Below are 14,340 nucleotides of genomic sequence, written 5' to 3'. Positions count from 1 at the left end.
GTCGGCCGTCAGGCGCTGTTCTGCCGGAGTACCGCCATGATGTCGCTGGACGCGATGGTCTGCTCTCCGTCCGGACGGTGGACGGCGACCGGCTTGCCGAGTTCGCTGAACCGCATCGAGAAGGACCGGCCGCCCTGGACCTGGTACTCGGCCAGCCGCAGCTTCGCATCGCCCCGCTCCGGCACGTAGACCCGGACGGTCACCGGGCCGACGGTCCTGGACAGCGGGCGCAGCCGCTCCCCACCGCGCACGGTCACGGGACCGGAGGTCACGTCGCCGGCGCCTGTCGCGGCGCCCGCGAGCAACCGGCCCGTACCGCACACCGGTGCGATGCCCTCCGACAAGGGCACGTCGCCGGGCAGTGCCGTGACCATGTACGTGCCGCGGAGCAGCTTGACCGCGGCCCACCGCACGTCCTCCGCCGGATCCGCGACGGGGTCGAGCGTGGGGACCTCCGTGTCCCCGGCGAGTGTGCTCACGGCCGCGGGCAGGGCGCTGTCGGTCCAGCGCGTCCACACCTGCTTCCCGAGCAGGAGGCTCTCGGCGTCTCCCACGCTCCCCTTGCATGCGCCGCGGCCGTCGAGACGGGCGTCGAAACCGGTCCGCGCCCCGTCGGCGTCACGGAACTCCCCCACCATCCTGAACGACTTCGCCTGGCGCAGCGGCTGGAGGGCCTCCTCGAAAGCCCGTGCCTCACTCCCGCGTCCGTCGACCGTGCACGACGTCACCGAGACGGCCGCCAACAACGCTGTCGCGTACACCCCGCCGCCACGCGTCACGCGCATGCCCATCTCCTCGCCCCCACCACCCGTGTCCTGCCGACTCTCCTGCCGCACTGGACACTTGACCCCGGGGTCCGCAGACCGACAAGTGGGTTCTCGGCCGGAGTGCTCGTCGCCACCAGCGCCGTCGTCGGCATCACTGTTGGAGGACTTGGCAGGGCTGCCTGAACGCGTGGGAAGCACGGGTTGCTGAGCCGGTTCCGAGGCTCGGTTTCCCGTAGGGCCGGTCGGACGGCGCTTCGGCCGCCCGACCAGCCCGGAACGCCGATTCAGGGAAGCCGCCAGTCCACCGGCTCCATACCCTGTCCGACGAGCAGGTCGTTCGCGCGGCTGAACGGGCGCGAGCCGAAGAAGCCCCGGTCCGCCGACATCGGGGACGGATGCGCGGACTCGATCGCCGGCAGATCCCCCAGCAGGGGGCGCAGATTGCGCGCGTCGCGGCCCCACAGGATCGACACGAGCGGCTTGCCCCGCGCCGCGAGGGCTCGTATCGCCTGCTCGGTGACCTCCTCCCAGCCCTGCCCGCGGTGCGCGCCCGGCTTGCGCGGAGCCGTGGTCAACGCCCTGTTGAGCAGCAGCACGCCCTGCCGGGTCCAGGGCGTCAGGTCGCCGTTCGACGGCCTGGGCAGCCCGAGGTCGGAGTGCATCTCCCGGAAGATGTTCTCCAGGCTCCCCGGCAGCGAGCGCACCTCCGGCGCCACCGCGAAGCTCAGCCCGATGGCCATCCCCGGCGTGGGATAGGGGTCCTGACCCACGATCAGGACGCGCACATCGTCGAAGGGCTGCTGGAAGGCCCGCAGCACATTCGGTCCGGCGGGCAGGTAGGTCCGGCCGGCCGCTATCTCGGCCCGCAGGAAGTCCCCCATCGCGGCGATGCGTTCGGCGACGGGTTCCAGGGCCTTCGCCCAGCCCGCTTCAACAAGTTCATGCAGAGGTCGTGGTGCCACAACGCGTCACCCTACTGGCCCCCACTGACACCCCGTGTACGCCGGGAAGTCCGCCGCACGGGCCGCTACTCTTCCTCCACTCACACGGCCCGACGGCCGGGAAGGAGACGTTCGTGGCGGAAGGGTTCCTGGCCGTCGACTCCGGTGGTTCCGGACTGCGGGTGGTCCTGGGCGTCCCGGGCCAGGGGACCGGCCGGGGGATCACGGGCCCGCGGGAGTCCAGCGTGCCCGTGCGGACGGGTCCGGGCGGGATCAACCCGGGACATCTGATGGAACAACTCGTGCCCATGGTCCGGTCCCTGCTGCCCGGGTCGGGAGTGAGCGCGCTGGGCACGGCCGTCGTCGGGGCGGCCGGGCTCGCGACCCTCGGTGACGCCCTGCGGGCCGAGCTGCCCGCCGCGCTGGCCCGGGAGTTCGGGGTCCGGACCGTCGCGCTCGTCGCGGACGCGGTGACCGCCTACACCGGCGCCCTCGGCCCGCGCCCGGGTGCGGTGCTCGCCGCCGGCACCGGACTGATCGCGATCGGGACCGATCTCAAGGCCTGGCGGCGCGCGGACGGTTGGGGCCATCTGCTGGGCGACTGCGGTGGCGGGGCGTGGATCGGGCGGGCCGGGCTGGAGGCCGCGCTGCGCGCCCACGACGGGCGGCCCGGTGGCTCGACGGCCTTGCTGGCGCTGTCCGAGGAGGCGTTCGGGCCGGTGCGGGAGCTGCCCGGCCGGCTCTATCCGCGGTCCGACCGGCCCGCCGTGCTCGCCTCCTTCGCGCCCCGAGTGGCCGCCTGCGCGGACCGCGACCCGGTCGCCGCGGGCATCCTGCGCGAGGCGGCCCGGCACATGGCGGAGTCGGCGGCCGCGGTCTGCCCGGCGGAGGGCGAGCCGCGTGTCTGCCTCACCGGTGGCTTGTTCCGTACGGGTGCCGCCCTCGTCGTACCGCTGGAGGAAGAGCTGAGGCGACTGCTGCCGCACGCTCGACAGGTCCCCGCGGCGGGCGGGCCGTTGGAGGGATCGGTACTGATCGCCACAGAACTGGCGGGGAGTTCGTGCACCCTGCCGAGTGACGAGTCGATGTTGTACGTGGTGACCCCAAAGAGGGGCTGAAGCGGACGTAACTCATCAGACAAATCCGGACGGATACCGCTCACCTGCACCCTCCCCGAACAGGGAAGCCCAGGAAGCCAGTAACATGCGTCGCCATGAGCTCCCCCACTGGGCCCGCGTCCGGCCTGCCAGTACGAATGCCGCGACCTCGCCAGCCCGGGCGGCACCGCCGACCCGAGCCCCTGGCGGCTCCCGAGGGCGCGCCCGCGCTCGTCCTCGCGGTCCCGGGCACGCCCGGTGCCGCCACGCGCAGCCTCGCCGAGGAGGTCGTGAGCATCGCGCGTTCCGAGCTGCCCGGCCTCGACGCCCGGATCGGGTACCTCGACGGGGACGACTCGGAGTTCCCCACGCTCCAGGCCGTCCTGGTCCATGCCGCCGAGGAGCGCACGGCGCGTTACGCGCAGGCCAAGGCCGCCGGGATGGACGTCAAGGAGCCCGAGGGCCCCGTCGCCGTCGTCGTGCCGCTGCTCGCCGGCCCGGACAACGCGCTGCTGCGCCGGATCCGCCAGGCCGTGATGGACAGCCGGATCGCGGCCGACCTCACCGATGTGCTGGGCCCGCACCCGCTGCTCGCCGAGGCGCTGCACGTGCGGCTCTCGGAGGCCGGGCTGGCTCGCGCCGACCGGGCCCGGCTGTTCACCGTGGCGACGGCCGCGGACGGCATCGTCCTGGCCGCCGTGGGCGGCGAGGAGGCCGTACAGGCGGCCGGGATCACCGGCATGCTGCTCGCCGCGCGCCTCGCGGTGCCGGTGATGGCGGCGGCGCTCGACCAGGAGGGCTCGATCGCGTCCATCGCCGACCAGCTGCGGTCCTCCGGCTCCCAGCAGCTGGCGCTGGCGCCGTACCTGATAGGGCCGGAGATCGACCCCTCCGTGATCGAGGAGGCGGCCAAGGAGGCCGGTTGCTCCGCCGCCGATCCGCTCGGCCCCTACCCGGCGATCGGCAAGCTCGCCCTCGCCAAGTACACGACCGCGCTGGGCATCGCCCCGCAGCAGGCGCAGGGCGCGCCGGTGCGCTGACCGCGCCCCATACGCCCCGAGTGCCGAAAGGGACCACTCCAGCTGTCGGAGCGGTCCCTTCGGCATGTGTGGCGGCGGTCTCGCCCCGGGGCAGGCGAACACGCCCGTGCAGGCGAACCGGCCCCGCACGGCGCGCGGTCTCAGTCGAAGACCACGCAGGACGCGGCCGGTACCTCGATCGAGCCCTCGTAGCGCGGAAGGCCGGTCTCGGGGTCCACTGCGAACCAGGTCACCTCGCCGGAGCGTTCGTTCGCGACGTACAGGAATCCGCCGGACTCGGCGAGCGCCCGAGGCCATTCGCCGCCGCAGAAGACGGTGCCGACCAGCCGCAGTTCGTCGCCCTCGACGGTGAACGTGGACAGGACGTCCTCGCCGCGGGTGGCGGTCCACACGAACCGGCCGTCGGGGGAGGCGACGACGCCCGACGGGTAGGCGTTCCCCGCCGGGGGTCCGGCCAGTACCTGGATCTCGCTGAGGGGCTTCAGGAGGCCCTCCTCGGCGTCCCACCGGCAGACGGTCATGGTCGGGGTCAGCTCGTTGAGGACGTACGCGTGGCTGCCGTCGGGGTGGAAGGCGAGATGGCGGGGGCCCGAGCCGGGACGCAGGGCGATCTCGCGGTGCACGCGGAGCGCGCCGTCCGTCAGCGTGCACACCCGCACCGAGTCGGTGCCGAGGTCGACGGTGACGATCCAGCGGCCGCTGGGGTCGGGCTGCACCTGATGGGCGTGCGGGCCCTGCTGGCGGGGCGTGTGCGGGCCCGAGCCGGTGTGCCGGAGCACGCCGGAGGGGGCGGCGGTGAGGGCCCCGTCGGCGCGCAGGGGCACGGCGGTGACACTGCCGGAGCCGTAGTTGGCGGTCAGGACGTGTCCGGCGTGCACGGCGAGATGAGTGGGCCCGTTCCCGTCCACCGGCACCGGCGGGCCGGCCGGCTCGGGGCGGTCGCCGGTCACCCGGTACGCGGCCACCGCGCCCTCGGCCGTCTCGCTGACCGCGTACAGCACGCCGCCGTCGGCCGACAGGGCCAGATACGACGGATCGGGTACGCCGTTCAGGGCGCCCAGCGCCTTCAGCGCCCCGGTCTCCGGGGACACGGTCGCCGTCACGATGCCGGGACCTCCGGCCGCCGTGAACGACCCGATCCAGGCCCGTCGCCGCCCGCCGCCTTCTGCCACCGTGGTCCCCTCTCGGTCCTGTGCCGTTCGGGGCGACGGTAGCAGTCGATCACGACCGGTCTAGACCAACGCCGGTCAAATTCACGGGGTCGCCACGGGGGCGGCGGAGCGAAGTGCGGCATTACGGGACGGAAGAGACCTAGGTGATGGACGTGACGGGCAGATCGGATCCGGGCAGCCGCAGGGTGGGGCCAGGCGGCCGGGTCAGGCTCCGACCAGTGGTGATCCGGACGGCGTCCGCAGCGGTGTCGCCAGTTCGGCGAGCGCCCGCTCCAGGCCGTGCAGATGGGCCAGCGCGGGCTCCTCGGCGAGGGGGCGGTCCGTCACCGGGAGGTCCCTGCCGCCGGTGAGGGCCTCCACCGCGGTCTCCACCCGCCAGCACGCCGCGGCCAGCCGGGCGTCGTGCGAGGCCTCCGGGTCGGCGGCGACGGCGACCAGGCCGCGGATCTCCCGGGCGCAGTCGTCGAGGAGGGCCAGCACCCGCCGGGCGCGTCGCTTGCGGGCCGACATGGGGTTCAGGGGGTGGACCAGCGGGGCCACGGAGAGGCGGACCCTGCCGAGCAGCTGCTCCAGTTCGGTCACCCGGCCGGCCGGGTCGGCGTCCGGTACCCCGGCCAGCCGGGCCGCCGCCTCGGCCGTGCAGGCGTGCACGCAGCGCAGGGCGCGCTGGATCCAGGCGTCGGTGACGGTGTGGGTGGTGATCGGCAGCACGAACAGCACCGCGAGGACGGCGCCGACCGCGCCCACTCCGGTCTCCGCGAGGCGCAGGGCCAGCAGACCGGGCTCGAGGACGCCGAGGAGGCCGTAGAGGAGCTCGGCGAGCAGGGTGACCCAGAGCATCATCCAGGTGTACGAGACGGCGGCCGTGTAGAAGACACCGAAGACGCAGACGGCGGCGAGTACGGCCGTCGGGGCCGGGGCTCCGTGCAGCGGTACGGCGACGAGCAGGCCGAGTCCGATGCCGATCACCGTGCCGAGGACACGGCGGAAGCCGCGCACCAGGGTCTCGCCGCGTGAGGTGGTGTTCACGAAGATCCACCAGGTGGCGCCGACGGCCCAGTACCAGCGTTGTCCCGAGATCAGCTGGCCGACGACCAGGGCGAAGCCCGCGCCGGCCGTGGCCTGGACCGCCTGGCGGGTGGTCGCGCGGGCGAGACCGGTACCGGCGGGCGGGGCGGGCACGGGTGCCGGGGGCAGCCGCCGCTCGTAGCACCACAGTCCGAAGCGGACCGCGGCGGCGGTGAGGAGGGACAGCAGGACGGCGGCGTACAGCTCGGGCAGTTGGCCGGTGCCGGCGTGCAGGAACTGCGCCACGAAGAAGGTCATGAACGCGAAGACGCCGAGACTGTGCCCGCGCGGGCCCCAGCGCCGCGCGTACACGCCCGCCCCGACCACGGCGAGGAAGGTGAGGTCGCGGGCGACGGGGTGGTCGTGGAGCGCGGCCGCCGCGGTGAGGACGGGCAGACCGACGAGGGGCAGCAGCGCGGTGGTGACGGCCTGGCCCCGCACGGTGGCGTCCGTGACGGTGAACAGGGCCAGCAGCGCGGCGAGACCGCCGGTGACGGCTCCGGCGAGGGAGTGACCCGCGAGGCCGCAGACGACGACCGCGAGCCCGATGCCGAGCACCGCCCGCGCGGCGAAGCGCAGTCGGACCCGGCCCGGGTCCGGAGCCGTGAACACCCTCTTCAGCACGTACCGCCCCCTGAATCCTTCTCGACACCGGCATGGAAAAGGCGCCGCGGGGGTCCGCAGCGCCATCGACGGGCTCATTGCAGCATCCTCGCCACTACCGGCTCAAGTCAGGGCGATTACGCTGGGCCATTGGTACAGGGAAAGCGGTCCTTGGGCGTCCATCGGAGGGCCATCGGACCAAGTGCGCGGAGGAGGTCGTACGGCATGGCCGTGGACGAGCTCGACACCCGGATCCTGCAGCTGCTGCTGGAGCAGCCGCGGACGAGTGTGCGGGAGTACGCCCGGATTCTCGGGGTCGCTCGCGGGACCCTCCAGGCGCGCCTGGACCGGTTGGAGCGGGACGGGGTGATCACCGGCACGGGGCCCTCGCTGTCGGCCGCCGCGCTGGGACATCCGGTGCTGGCGTTCGTGCACATCGAGGTGACGCAGGGGCGGCTCGACGATGTGGGGGACGCGCTGGCGGCCGTACCGGAGATCGTGGAGGCGTTCTCGATCGCGGGCGGCGGGGATCTGCTGACCCGGGTCGTGGCGCGGGACAACGCGCATCTGGAGGACGTGATCCAGACGGTGATCAGCCTGCCCGGCGTGGTGCGGACCCGTACCGAGGTGGCGCTGCGGGAGCGGGTCGCGTACCGGTTGCTGCCGCTGGTGGAGTCGGTCGGGCGCGCTGCCCGGAGTTGATCTTTGACATCCTGGGGCGATGAGCAGGCTCAGCGGCACAGCGGTCATCTTCGATCTCGACGGAACGCTCGTGGACAGCGAGCCGAACTACTACGAAGCGGGTCGGCAGACCCTCGCCGAGCACGGGGTCCCGGATTTCAGCTGGGCCGACCACGAGCGGTACGTCGGGATCAGTACGCAGGAGACGGTGGCGCGCTGGAAGGCGCGGTACGGGCTGCGGGCCTCGGTGCCGGAACTGCTCGCCGCGAAGAACCGGCGCTATCTGGAGCTGGCTCGTGGCGGCACTCGCGTGTACCCCGAGATGCGGAAGTTCGTGGAGCTGCTGGCCGGGGAGGGGGTGCCGATGGCGGTGGCCTCGGGGTCCTCGCCGGAGGCCATCGGGGCGATCCTGGCCGGGACGGGGCTGGACGTGCACCTCCGGACGACCGTCTCGGCCGACGAGGTGGCCCACGGCAAGCCCGCGCCGGACGTCCTCCTGGAGGCGGCCCGCCGGCTGGGCGCCGCCCCGGCCGACTGCGTGGTCCTGGAGGACGCGGCCCCTGGTGCCGCCGCCGCGCACGCAGCCGGGATGCGCTGCATCGCGATCCCCTACGTCGCCGCCCAGGCGGACGCCCCGGAGTTCACCCGCGCCGCTCTGCTCCTGCGGGGAGGCCAGGAGGAGTTCACGGCACGGGCGGCTTTCGAGTGGCTGGGGCGGGCGGCGGACTGAGGCCCGGGTCACCGACGTCCGCCGACCGGCCGCCTCACACCCTGCATGACGAGGACGACCGGCATCAGGCCGTGCGGGAGGACACCGGCGCCACCCGGGCTCACGCCCGACGGCCGCACGACACAGGCGCTTTCGCCGACCGGTCGGTCAGCACGCCGGGGTCACCGGGCCGAGCCGGGGACCCCAGGCCCCGTCGTCGAGAGCCGGGGACCGGTCCGTCCCGCGGGCGCGGCCGCGCTGTGGTCACCGCGGCCGGGCATGTCGCCCTGAGTCCGGCCCCCGGCGCGTGGACCGCCTCCGCCCTACGGCCGTGCCCCGTGCGAAGGCCTCGGTGCGGGCTGGATGTTCTGGTTGAGGCGGAACACGTTGTCCGGGTCGCGGTCGGCCTTGGTGCGGGCGAGGCGGTCGTAGTTGCCGCGGTAGCTGGCGCGGACCCGCTCCTGGCCCTCGTCCATCATCATGTTGACGTAGGCGCCGCCCGCCGAGAACGGGTGCAGGGCGTCGAAGTACTCGACGGTCCACCGCTTGATCAGCTCGGCGTTGGCCGGGTCCGGGTCGACTCCGGCGTAGACGGAGGCCCAGTTGGCGTGGCGGTAGACCCACGGGGTCTCGTCCTGGCCCACGTCGTGGGCGGCGCCGTCGATCGGGTAGAGGTGCATGGTCGACTGGACGGTCGGCACCTCGGCGCCGAACTTGGCGTGCAGCTGAACCGCGTCGTCCGGGACGCTCTCGACGAAGTCGGCCCGCCAGTACCACTGGTGGCCCGGCGGGTAGAGCCCGTCGAACATGGACTGGAGGTCGGGGTGCTGCATGGGCATGGGGGCGTGCAGCAGCGGGGTGGGCAGGGCGTCGAGCAGCGGGGCCATCGCACGTGCGGCGGCCTCGGTGTCGTCGCCGGTGAAGCACCAGACCACGCCGGCCGTCTTGCGGAGCTGGATCTCCTCGGGGAACGGAGGGGCCGGCGGGACGGTGCCGTGCAGGAAGAAGCCGTTCAGCTCGCGGGGCGCTCCGAGGATGAACTCGCGGTAGGCGGAGAGGACCGCGGCGCTGTCCTCGACCGCCCAGAAGGTCGGTCCGGCGATCACCGTACTGATCTCGTGCAGCCGGAAGACGAACGACGTGACGACGCCGAAGTTGCCGCCGCCGCCCCGGATCGCCCAGAACAGGTCGCTGTTCTCGTCGGCGCTCGCGCGCACCTGGTTGCCGTCGGCGAGGACGACGTCGGCCTCCAGCAGGTTGTCGATGGTCAGCCCGCACCTGCGGGTGAGGTGGCCGAGCCCGCCGCCGGTGGCGATGCCGCCGACGCCGGTCGTGGAGACGATGCCGCTGGGCGTGGCCAGGCCGTGCGCGTTGGTGGCGCGGTCCACCTCGCCCCACACGCAGCCGCCGCCGACCCGCACGGTGCGGGCCTGTGGGTCGACCTGGATGTCCTTGAGGGGGGACAGGTCGGCGACCACTCCCCCGTCGACGGTGCCGAGCCCGGCGCCGTGGTGGCCGCCGCCGCGCACGGCGAGCGGCAGGCCGTGGGCGCGGGCGAAGCCGATCGTGCGGGCCACCGCGTCCGCGTCGGCGCAGCGCGCGACGAGGGCGGGGCGCCGGTCGATCATCGCGTTGTAGACGGTCCGGGCCTCCTCGTACCCGGTGTCGTCGGGTCCGATCAGCTCTCCGGTGAAGTCGGTCAGCTCCCGGCGTGCGGCCTGGGCGGGTGTGCTGGACATGAAGTCCCCCGTTTCCGAATCGGGTCGATTCGCCCGTTCTACTCGCGTCGCACGGACGCGGACATCCGTGACCGTCACCCAGCTCGGCGCCCCGGTATACCTACGTTTGCGAACCGTCGGCCAGCAGTCCCAGCTCCGCGGCGCGTACGGCGGCCCAGCGCCTGCTGGGCGCGCCGAGTTTGTCGAGCACGGCCCGCACGTGGTTGTCGACGGTCCGGACGGACACGACGAGCCGGGCGGCGATCTCCGCGTTGGTCAGCCCTTCGGCGAGCAAGCGTATGACCTGGAGCTGGCGCTCGGTGAGCCCCGCGGGGTTCTCACGGGTCGCGGCGAGGGGGCCGCGGGGGATGCGGCGCACGCCGAGCCGCCGCAGCTCGACGCGGAGCAGCCGGGCGGCCGGTTCGGCGCCCAGCGCGTCGAAGGCGGCGAGCGCGGTCAGTTTGTCGGCGGGGTCCGGGCTCTCGGCGAGCGCGGCGGCGTGTTCGTAGGGGCATCCCACGGCCTCCCAGACCGTGGCGGCCCGGCGCCACTGCCCGCGGGCCTGCAACGCGTACGGGTGGTCGGAGTCGTCCGGCGGTGGAGGGTGGCCCGCCTTGGTGAGCCAGTAGCCGAGTTCGGCGCGGTAGGGGGCGCCGGGCAGCCGGCTCGCCTGGGCGTGGACGGGTGCAGCCGCCTCGACCACCGCCCGCATGTCCCCGCGCAGCCAGGCCGCTTCCGCCCGCGCCACCGCCACCGGCCCGGTGCGCTGCAGTTCCTTCGTCCCTACGGCGATCTCCCAGGCCTCGTCGAGGAGTTCGTCGGCGCCGGGCCGACCGCAGCGGGTGCGGACCCGGGCGAGCACGGTCAGGGCGGGGCAGCGGGCCGGGATGAAGTCGTGCATGCCGTACTCGGCCTGCTTCTCGGCGTCGCCCCAGTCCGCGGCGGCGAGTCTGCGCATGGCGAGCTCGACGTGGAGGTAGTTGAGGAAGCCCAAGTGCTCGGCGCGGTCGGCGAGTTCCATCGCCGGGGGCAGGAAGGTGTCGGCCTCGTCGTACTGGAGGTTGTCGAGCAGCGTCCAGATGATGTTGGCGTAGGAGCGGCAGGCGTGCTCGACCTCGCCGGCGGCGAGCGCGACGTCGAGGCTCTCCTCCAACTGCGCCCGCCCGCCGGGGTCTCCGGAGCGCCAGCGGGCGGTGCCGACGTTGTTGAGGGCGTGCGCGAGGATCGCGGGGTCGCCGGCCTTGCGGGCCAGGGTGATGGCGCGCTCGCCGTGTTCGACGGCTTCGGCGTAGCGCTCGGAGAGCATGCGCAGTTGGGCGGTGTTGCTGACGGCGAGCGCCAACAGCCGGTCGTCGCCCGCGTGTTCAAGGACCGCGACCGCCTCCCGGGCGGCCTCCTGGGCCTGGTCGGCGTTGCCGGCCCACCAGTGGATGCGGGACAGCCAGCGCAGGTCGGCACCGAGGGCGAGGCTGTCACCGAGGGCCCTGCGCAGGGCGACGGCCTCCCGCTGGGCGGCGACGGCGGCGGCCGAGTCGGCGATGGTGTAGGTCTCCACGGCGTAGCGTTCGAGCAGGTCGGCGAGTTCGGAGGGCGAATAGCGGCCGCGTCCGCGCAGCACGAGTTGCAGGTGGGCGGCGGCCTCGCGGTGGGCACCCGCCGAGGAGGCTTCGCGTGCCGCGTCGGGGCCGTAGCGGGCGATGGCGTCCTGGTCGCCGGCCTGGGCGGCATGGTGGACGATCCGCGCGGCGTCGGAGCCGGGGCGGGCGACGAGGGCCGCGAGGACGGCCCGGTTGAGCTCGATACGGCGGGCGGCGGGGAGGGAGTCGACGACGGCCCGGCGGATCAACTCGTGCCGGAACGCGACCCGTTCGGGAGTGACGGCGAGCAGACCGCGCTGCTCGGCGGCGGCGAGGACGGCGACTCCGCCGGGGGGCGGGGCGTGCGGTCCGACCGCCGTCGGGACGGGTACGCCAGGAGGGAGGGGGCCGTGCTGTCCGACTGCGGCTGGGACGGACGTGCCCCGCGGAAGCGGGCCGCGCTGGCCGACCGCGGCCGCGACAGACAGTCCGGCCTCCCGGGGGGCATGGGGGTCGGCTGCGGGCTCGCGGGGGCCGTCTTGTTGAGCGGCGGGCTGGCGAGAGGCGCCTTGTTGAGCCGTGGACTCGCGGGGATCATCCTGTCGCGCGGCGGCCTCGCGAGACGCGCCTTGTCGAGCCGTGGACTCGCGGGGACCACCTTGTTGCATGGTGGCCTCGCTCGGATCACCTTCTTGCGTGGCGGCCTCGCGGGGACCACCTTCTTGCGTGGTGGCCTCGCGGGGACCACCTTGCTGAACCGCGGCCTCGCGCGGACCACCATCCCCAACCGCGGCCTCGCGGGCCGGCGCCGAGCCACCCAGCGGCGCGTCCCCCAGCGACGGGCCACCGAGCGGCTGACCCCCCAGCGACAGGTCACCGAAGTGCGGGTCTCCCAACAGCGCGTCGACCAGCGGGCGTTCGACCGCCGACGGGACCACGGCCAGTTGCTCCAGCGCGTCCACGGTGGCCCCGGGCAACCCCCGCAACCGGGCGAGCACGGCGTCGACGACGGTCGGGGGCACTCTCCCGGTACCGCCGGCGGCGAGGATCTCGGCGACGAAGAAAGGGTTGCCGCCCGTGACCGCGTACACCTGGGCGGGATCGACGCGGCCCGCGCTGAGGGTGCGTACGGCGTCCAGGGACAGCCGGGCCAGCGGCAGCCGGTGCACACGCGGCGCCCGGGACACCTGGCCCAGCAGGTGCCGTAGGGGATGCTCGCGGCTCAGCTCGTCGTCCCGGTAGGTCAGCACCAGCAGGGCGGGCAGCCGCTCCATGCGCCGGACCAGGAAGCGCAGGGCGTCCAGGGAGGCCTCGTCGGCCCAGTGGACGTCCTCGACGACGAGGACCGCTCCGCGCAGTTCCTCGAGCAGCGCCTCGTGGACGCGGTGGCGGTCGCCGCCCTCCGTCACGGCGTCGGCGAGTGCGTCCCCGACGCTGCCGATGAGGTCGCGGAAAGGGCCGAGCGGGCGCCGGGTGGCGAGGTCGTCGCACTCCCCCACGAGGACGCGGGTGCCGTGCGGGAGGTGCTCGGGAAGGGCCTTCACCAGGCTCGACTTGCCGATGCCGGCCTCACCGAGGACGAGCACCACGGATCCGGCCCCGTCCGCCGCCTCCCGCGCGGCCGCGGCCAGTCGCGCCAGCTCGGGCTCGCGCTCGAGGATCGGCCGATCCACAGGACCGATTCTGCCATCGCGGGCAGCGGAACGGCTCCCTACGAGAAACGGTCCGCCGGGAGCGGCACCGCGGGGGCACATGGCGATCAGGGGGCGTGGAGGTGGCGTGACGTCCGGGACTCCTGACCGGAACGGGCAGCCCGCGAGCGGGTTACGGCCCCAGCACCTTCGCGACGAAGGCGGCGAGGTTCGTGACCGTCCGCTGGACCTTCTCCTCCAGGGTCAGCGTCTCGTGCAGACGTGCGCCCGCCCCCGCGTCCCGCTTGCCCCGCACGTACAGCGAGCACGCGAGGTCGTCGCATATGTAGGCGCCGACCGAGTTGCCCTGCTGCCCGGCCTTGCCCGCCTTCGGGGCGACCATCAGGGAGACCCCACCGGTGTGGGTGGTCAGGCACATCGAGCACATGCTCTTCCGTGTCTGCGAGAAGCCGCGCGTACCGGCCCGCAGATGGACGGCCTTCGGACGGCCGTCCAGCACGGTCACGAGATAGGCCCGGTCGGGCGCCTGCGGATCGCGCCAGCCGAGGTAGTCGAGGTCCTCCCACGGCCGGTCGGCCAGGTCGCGCGGGACGGACAGGCGCTTCGCCTCGCCCTTGGTGCAGTTCACGAAGGCGGTTCGGATCTCTTGCTCGGTCAGCGGTTCCATAATCTCACGCTAGTTTGCCTAAAAGCTTTAGGCAAACGCATAATCGGTGCAGGCGACCGAGAGGGCATGCATGGCACGGGTAGGACTGACGACGGAACGACTGGTCCGGGCGGGCGCGGAGCTGGCCGACGAGGTGGGCTTCGGGCACGTGACGGTCTCGGAGCTGGCCCGGCGCTTCGACGTGAAGGTCGCGAGCCTGTACTCGCATGTCAAGAACTCCCAGGACCTCAGGACCCGGATCACCCTGTTCGCCCTGGAGGAGCTCGCCGACCTCTCCGCCGACGCGGTGGCCGGGCGGGCCGGCAAGGACGCGCTGACCGCGTTCGCCGACGTCTACCGCGACTACGCCCACGCACACCCCGGCCGCGCCGAGGCCGCCCGGACCCGCCTCGACCCCGAGACGGCGGGCGCCAGTGCGGGCGTACGGCACGCCCAGATGATGCGGGCGATCCTGCGCGGCTACGACCTGTCCGAAGACGACCAGACCCATGCCGTACGGCTGCTGGGCAGCACCTTCCACGGATACGCGAGCCTGGAGGGGGCAGGCGGGTTCAGCCACAGCTCCCCCGACTCCGAGGAGTCCTGGAGACGGATCCTGGACGCCCTCGACGCGCTGTTGCGCAACTGGCCCACCCGCTGACCGACAGG

12 protein-coding genes are annotated in these 14,340 nt (G+C 73.6%); 5 read left to right on the top strand and 7 right to left on the bottom strand.

The annotated features are described in order from the left end of the window. Positions 1-8: 8 nt before the first annotated feature. Together OHN19_RS38305 and OHN19_RS38300 are read right to left on the bottom strand one after the other, a co-directional pair. Positions 9-785: a hypothetical protein gene (locus OHN19_RS38305; protein WP_330268591.1), complete on the bottom strand. Its 777-nt coding sequence runs from the start codon at positions 783-785 to the stop codon at positions 9-11. Between the two features lie 266 nt (positions 786-1,051). Then, complete coding sequence (locus OHN19_RS38300) at positions 1,052-1,729, bottom strand: uracil-DNA glycosylase (protein WP_330268590.1); 678 nt, start codon at positions 1,727-1,729, stop codon at positions 1,052-1,054. Positions 1,730-1,842: 113 nt separating this feature from the next. Here OHN19_RS38300 and OHN19_RS38295 point away from each other — a divergent pair, with 113 nt between their 5' ends. Both OHN19_RS38295 and OHN19_RS38290 read left to right on the top strand, forming a co-directional pair. After that, complete coding sequence (locus OHN19_RS38295) at positions 1,843-2,826, top strand: N-acetylglucosamine kinase (protein WP_330268589.1); 984 nt, start codon at positions 1,843-1,845, stop codon at positions 2,824-2,826. 95 nt (positions 2,827-2,921) lie between these two features. Beyond that, the gene (locus OHN19_RS38290) at positions 2,922-3,845 is read left to right on the top strand and encodes a sirohydrochlorin chelatase (protein WP_123759080.1); all 924 of its coding nucleotides are present in this window, start codon (positions 2,922-2,924) and stop codon (positions 3,843-3,845) included. A 140-nt stretch (positions 3,846-3,985) separates the two neighbouring features. On the opposite strand, the gene OHN19_RS38285 is transcribed toward OHN19_RS38290, so the two are convergent. Both OHN19_RS38285 and OHN19_RS38280 read right to left on the bottom strand, forming a co-directional pair. Then, the gene (locus OHN19_RS38285) at positions 3,986-5,017 is read right to left on the bottom strand and encodes a lactonase family protein (protein WP_330268588.1); all 1,032 of its coding nucleotides are present in this window, start codon (positions 5,015-5,017) and stop codon (positions 3,986-3,988) included. 204 nt (positions 5,018-5,221) lie between these two features. Next, positions 5,222-6,709 carry an FUSC family protein gene (locus OHN19_RS38280; RefSeq protein WP_330268587.1) on the bottom strand — a complete coding sequence of 496 codons (1,488 nt, stop codon included), beginning with the start codon at positions 6,707-6,709 and terminating at the stop codon, positions 5,222-5,224. 204 nt (positions 6,710-6,913) lie between these two features. Between OHN19_RS38280 and OHN19_RS38275 the strand changes: the two genes are divergently transcribed. After that, positions 6,914-7,390 carry an Lrp/AsnC family transcriptional regulator gene (locus OHN19_RS38275; protein WP_330268586.1) on the top strand — a complete coding sequence of 159 codons (477 nt, stop codon included), beginning with the start codon at positions 6,914-6,916 and terminating at the stop codon, positions 7,388-7,390. A 19-nt stretch (positions 7,391-7,409) separates the two neighbouring features. Next, entirely contained in the window at positions 7,410-8,099 is a 690-nt protein-coding gene (locus OHN19_RS38270) for an HAD family phosphatase (protein WP_330268585.1), read from the top strand. A gap of 302 nt (positions 8,100-8,401) precedes the next feature. Here OHN19_RS38270 and OHN19_RS38265 read toward each other — a convergent pair whose 3' ends face one another. The 3 genes from OHN19_RS38265 to OHN19_RS38255 form a co-directional block, all read right to left on the bottom strand. Next, positions 8,402-9,817 carry an FAD-binding oxidoreductase gene (locus OHN19_RS38265; protein ID WP_330268584.1) on the bottom strand — a complete coding sequence of 472 codons (1,416 nt, stop codon included), beginning with the start codon at positions 9,815-9,817 and terminating at the stop codon, positions 8,402-8,404. 100 nt (positions 9,818-9,917) lie between these two features. Then, entirely contained in the window at positions 9,918-13,046 is a 3,129-nt protein-coding gene (locus OHN19_RS38260; protein WP_330268583.1) for an AAA family ATPase, read from the bottom strand. 151 nt (positions 13,047-13,197) lie between these two features. Further along, on the bottom strand, positions 13,198-13,692 hold the full coding sequence (locus OHN19_RS38255) for an FBP domain-containing protein (RefSeq protein WP_330268582.1): 495 nt from the start codon (positions 13,690-13,692) through the stop codon (positions 13,198-13,200). A gap of 70 nt (positions 13,693-13,762) precedes the next feature. Here OHN19_RS38255 and OHN19_RS38250 point away from each other — a divergent pair, with 70 nt between their 5' ends. After that, positions 13,763-14,332, top strand: a complete 570-nt coding sequence (locus OHN19_RS38250; protein WP_330268581.1) for a TetR/AcrR family transcriptional regulator — start codon at positions 13,763-13,765, stop codon at positions 14,330-14,332. The last annotated feature ends 8 nt before the right edge of the window (positions 14,333-14,340 follow it).

It is taken from the genome of Streptomyces griseorubiginosus (assembly GCF_036345115.1).
Classification (GTDB): Bacteria; Actinomycetota; Actinomycetes; order Streptomycetales; family Streptomycetaceae; genus Streptomyces; species Streptomyces griseorubiginosus_C.
Note: the sequence above shows the minus strand (reverse complement) of the source record. Positions and strands in the feature narration are given on the sequence as shown.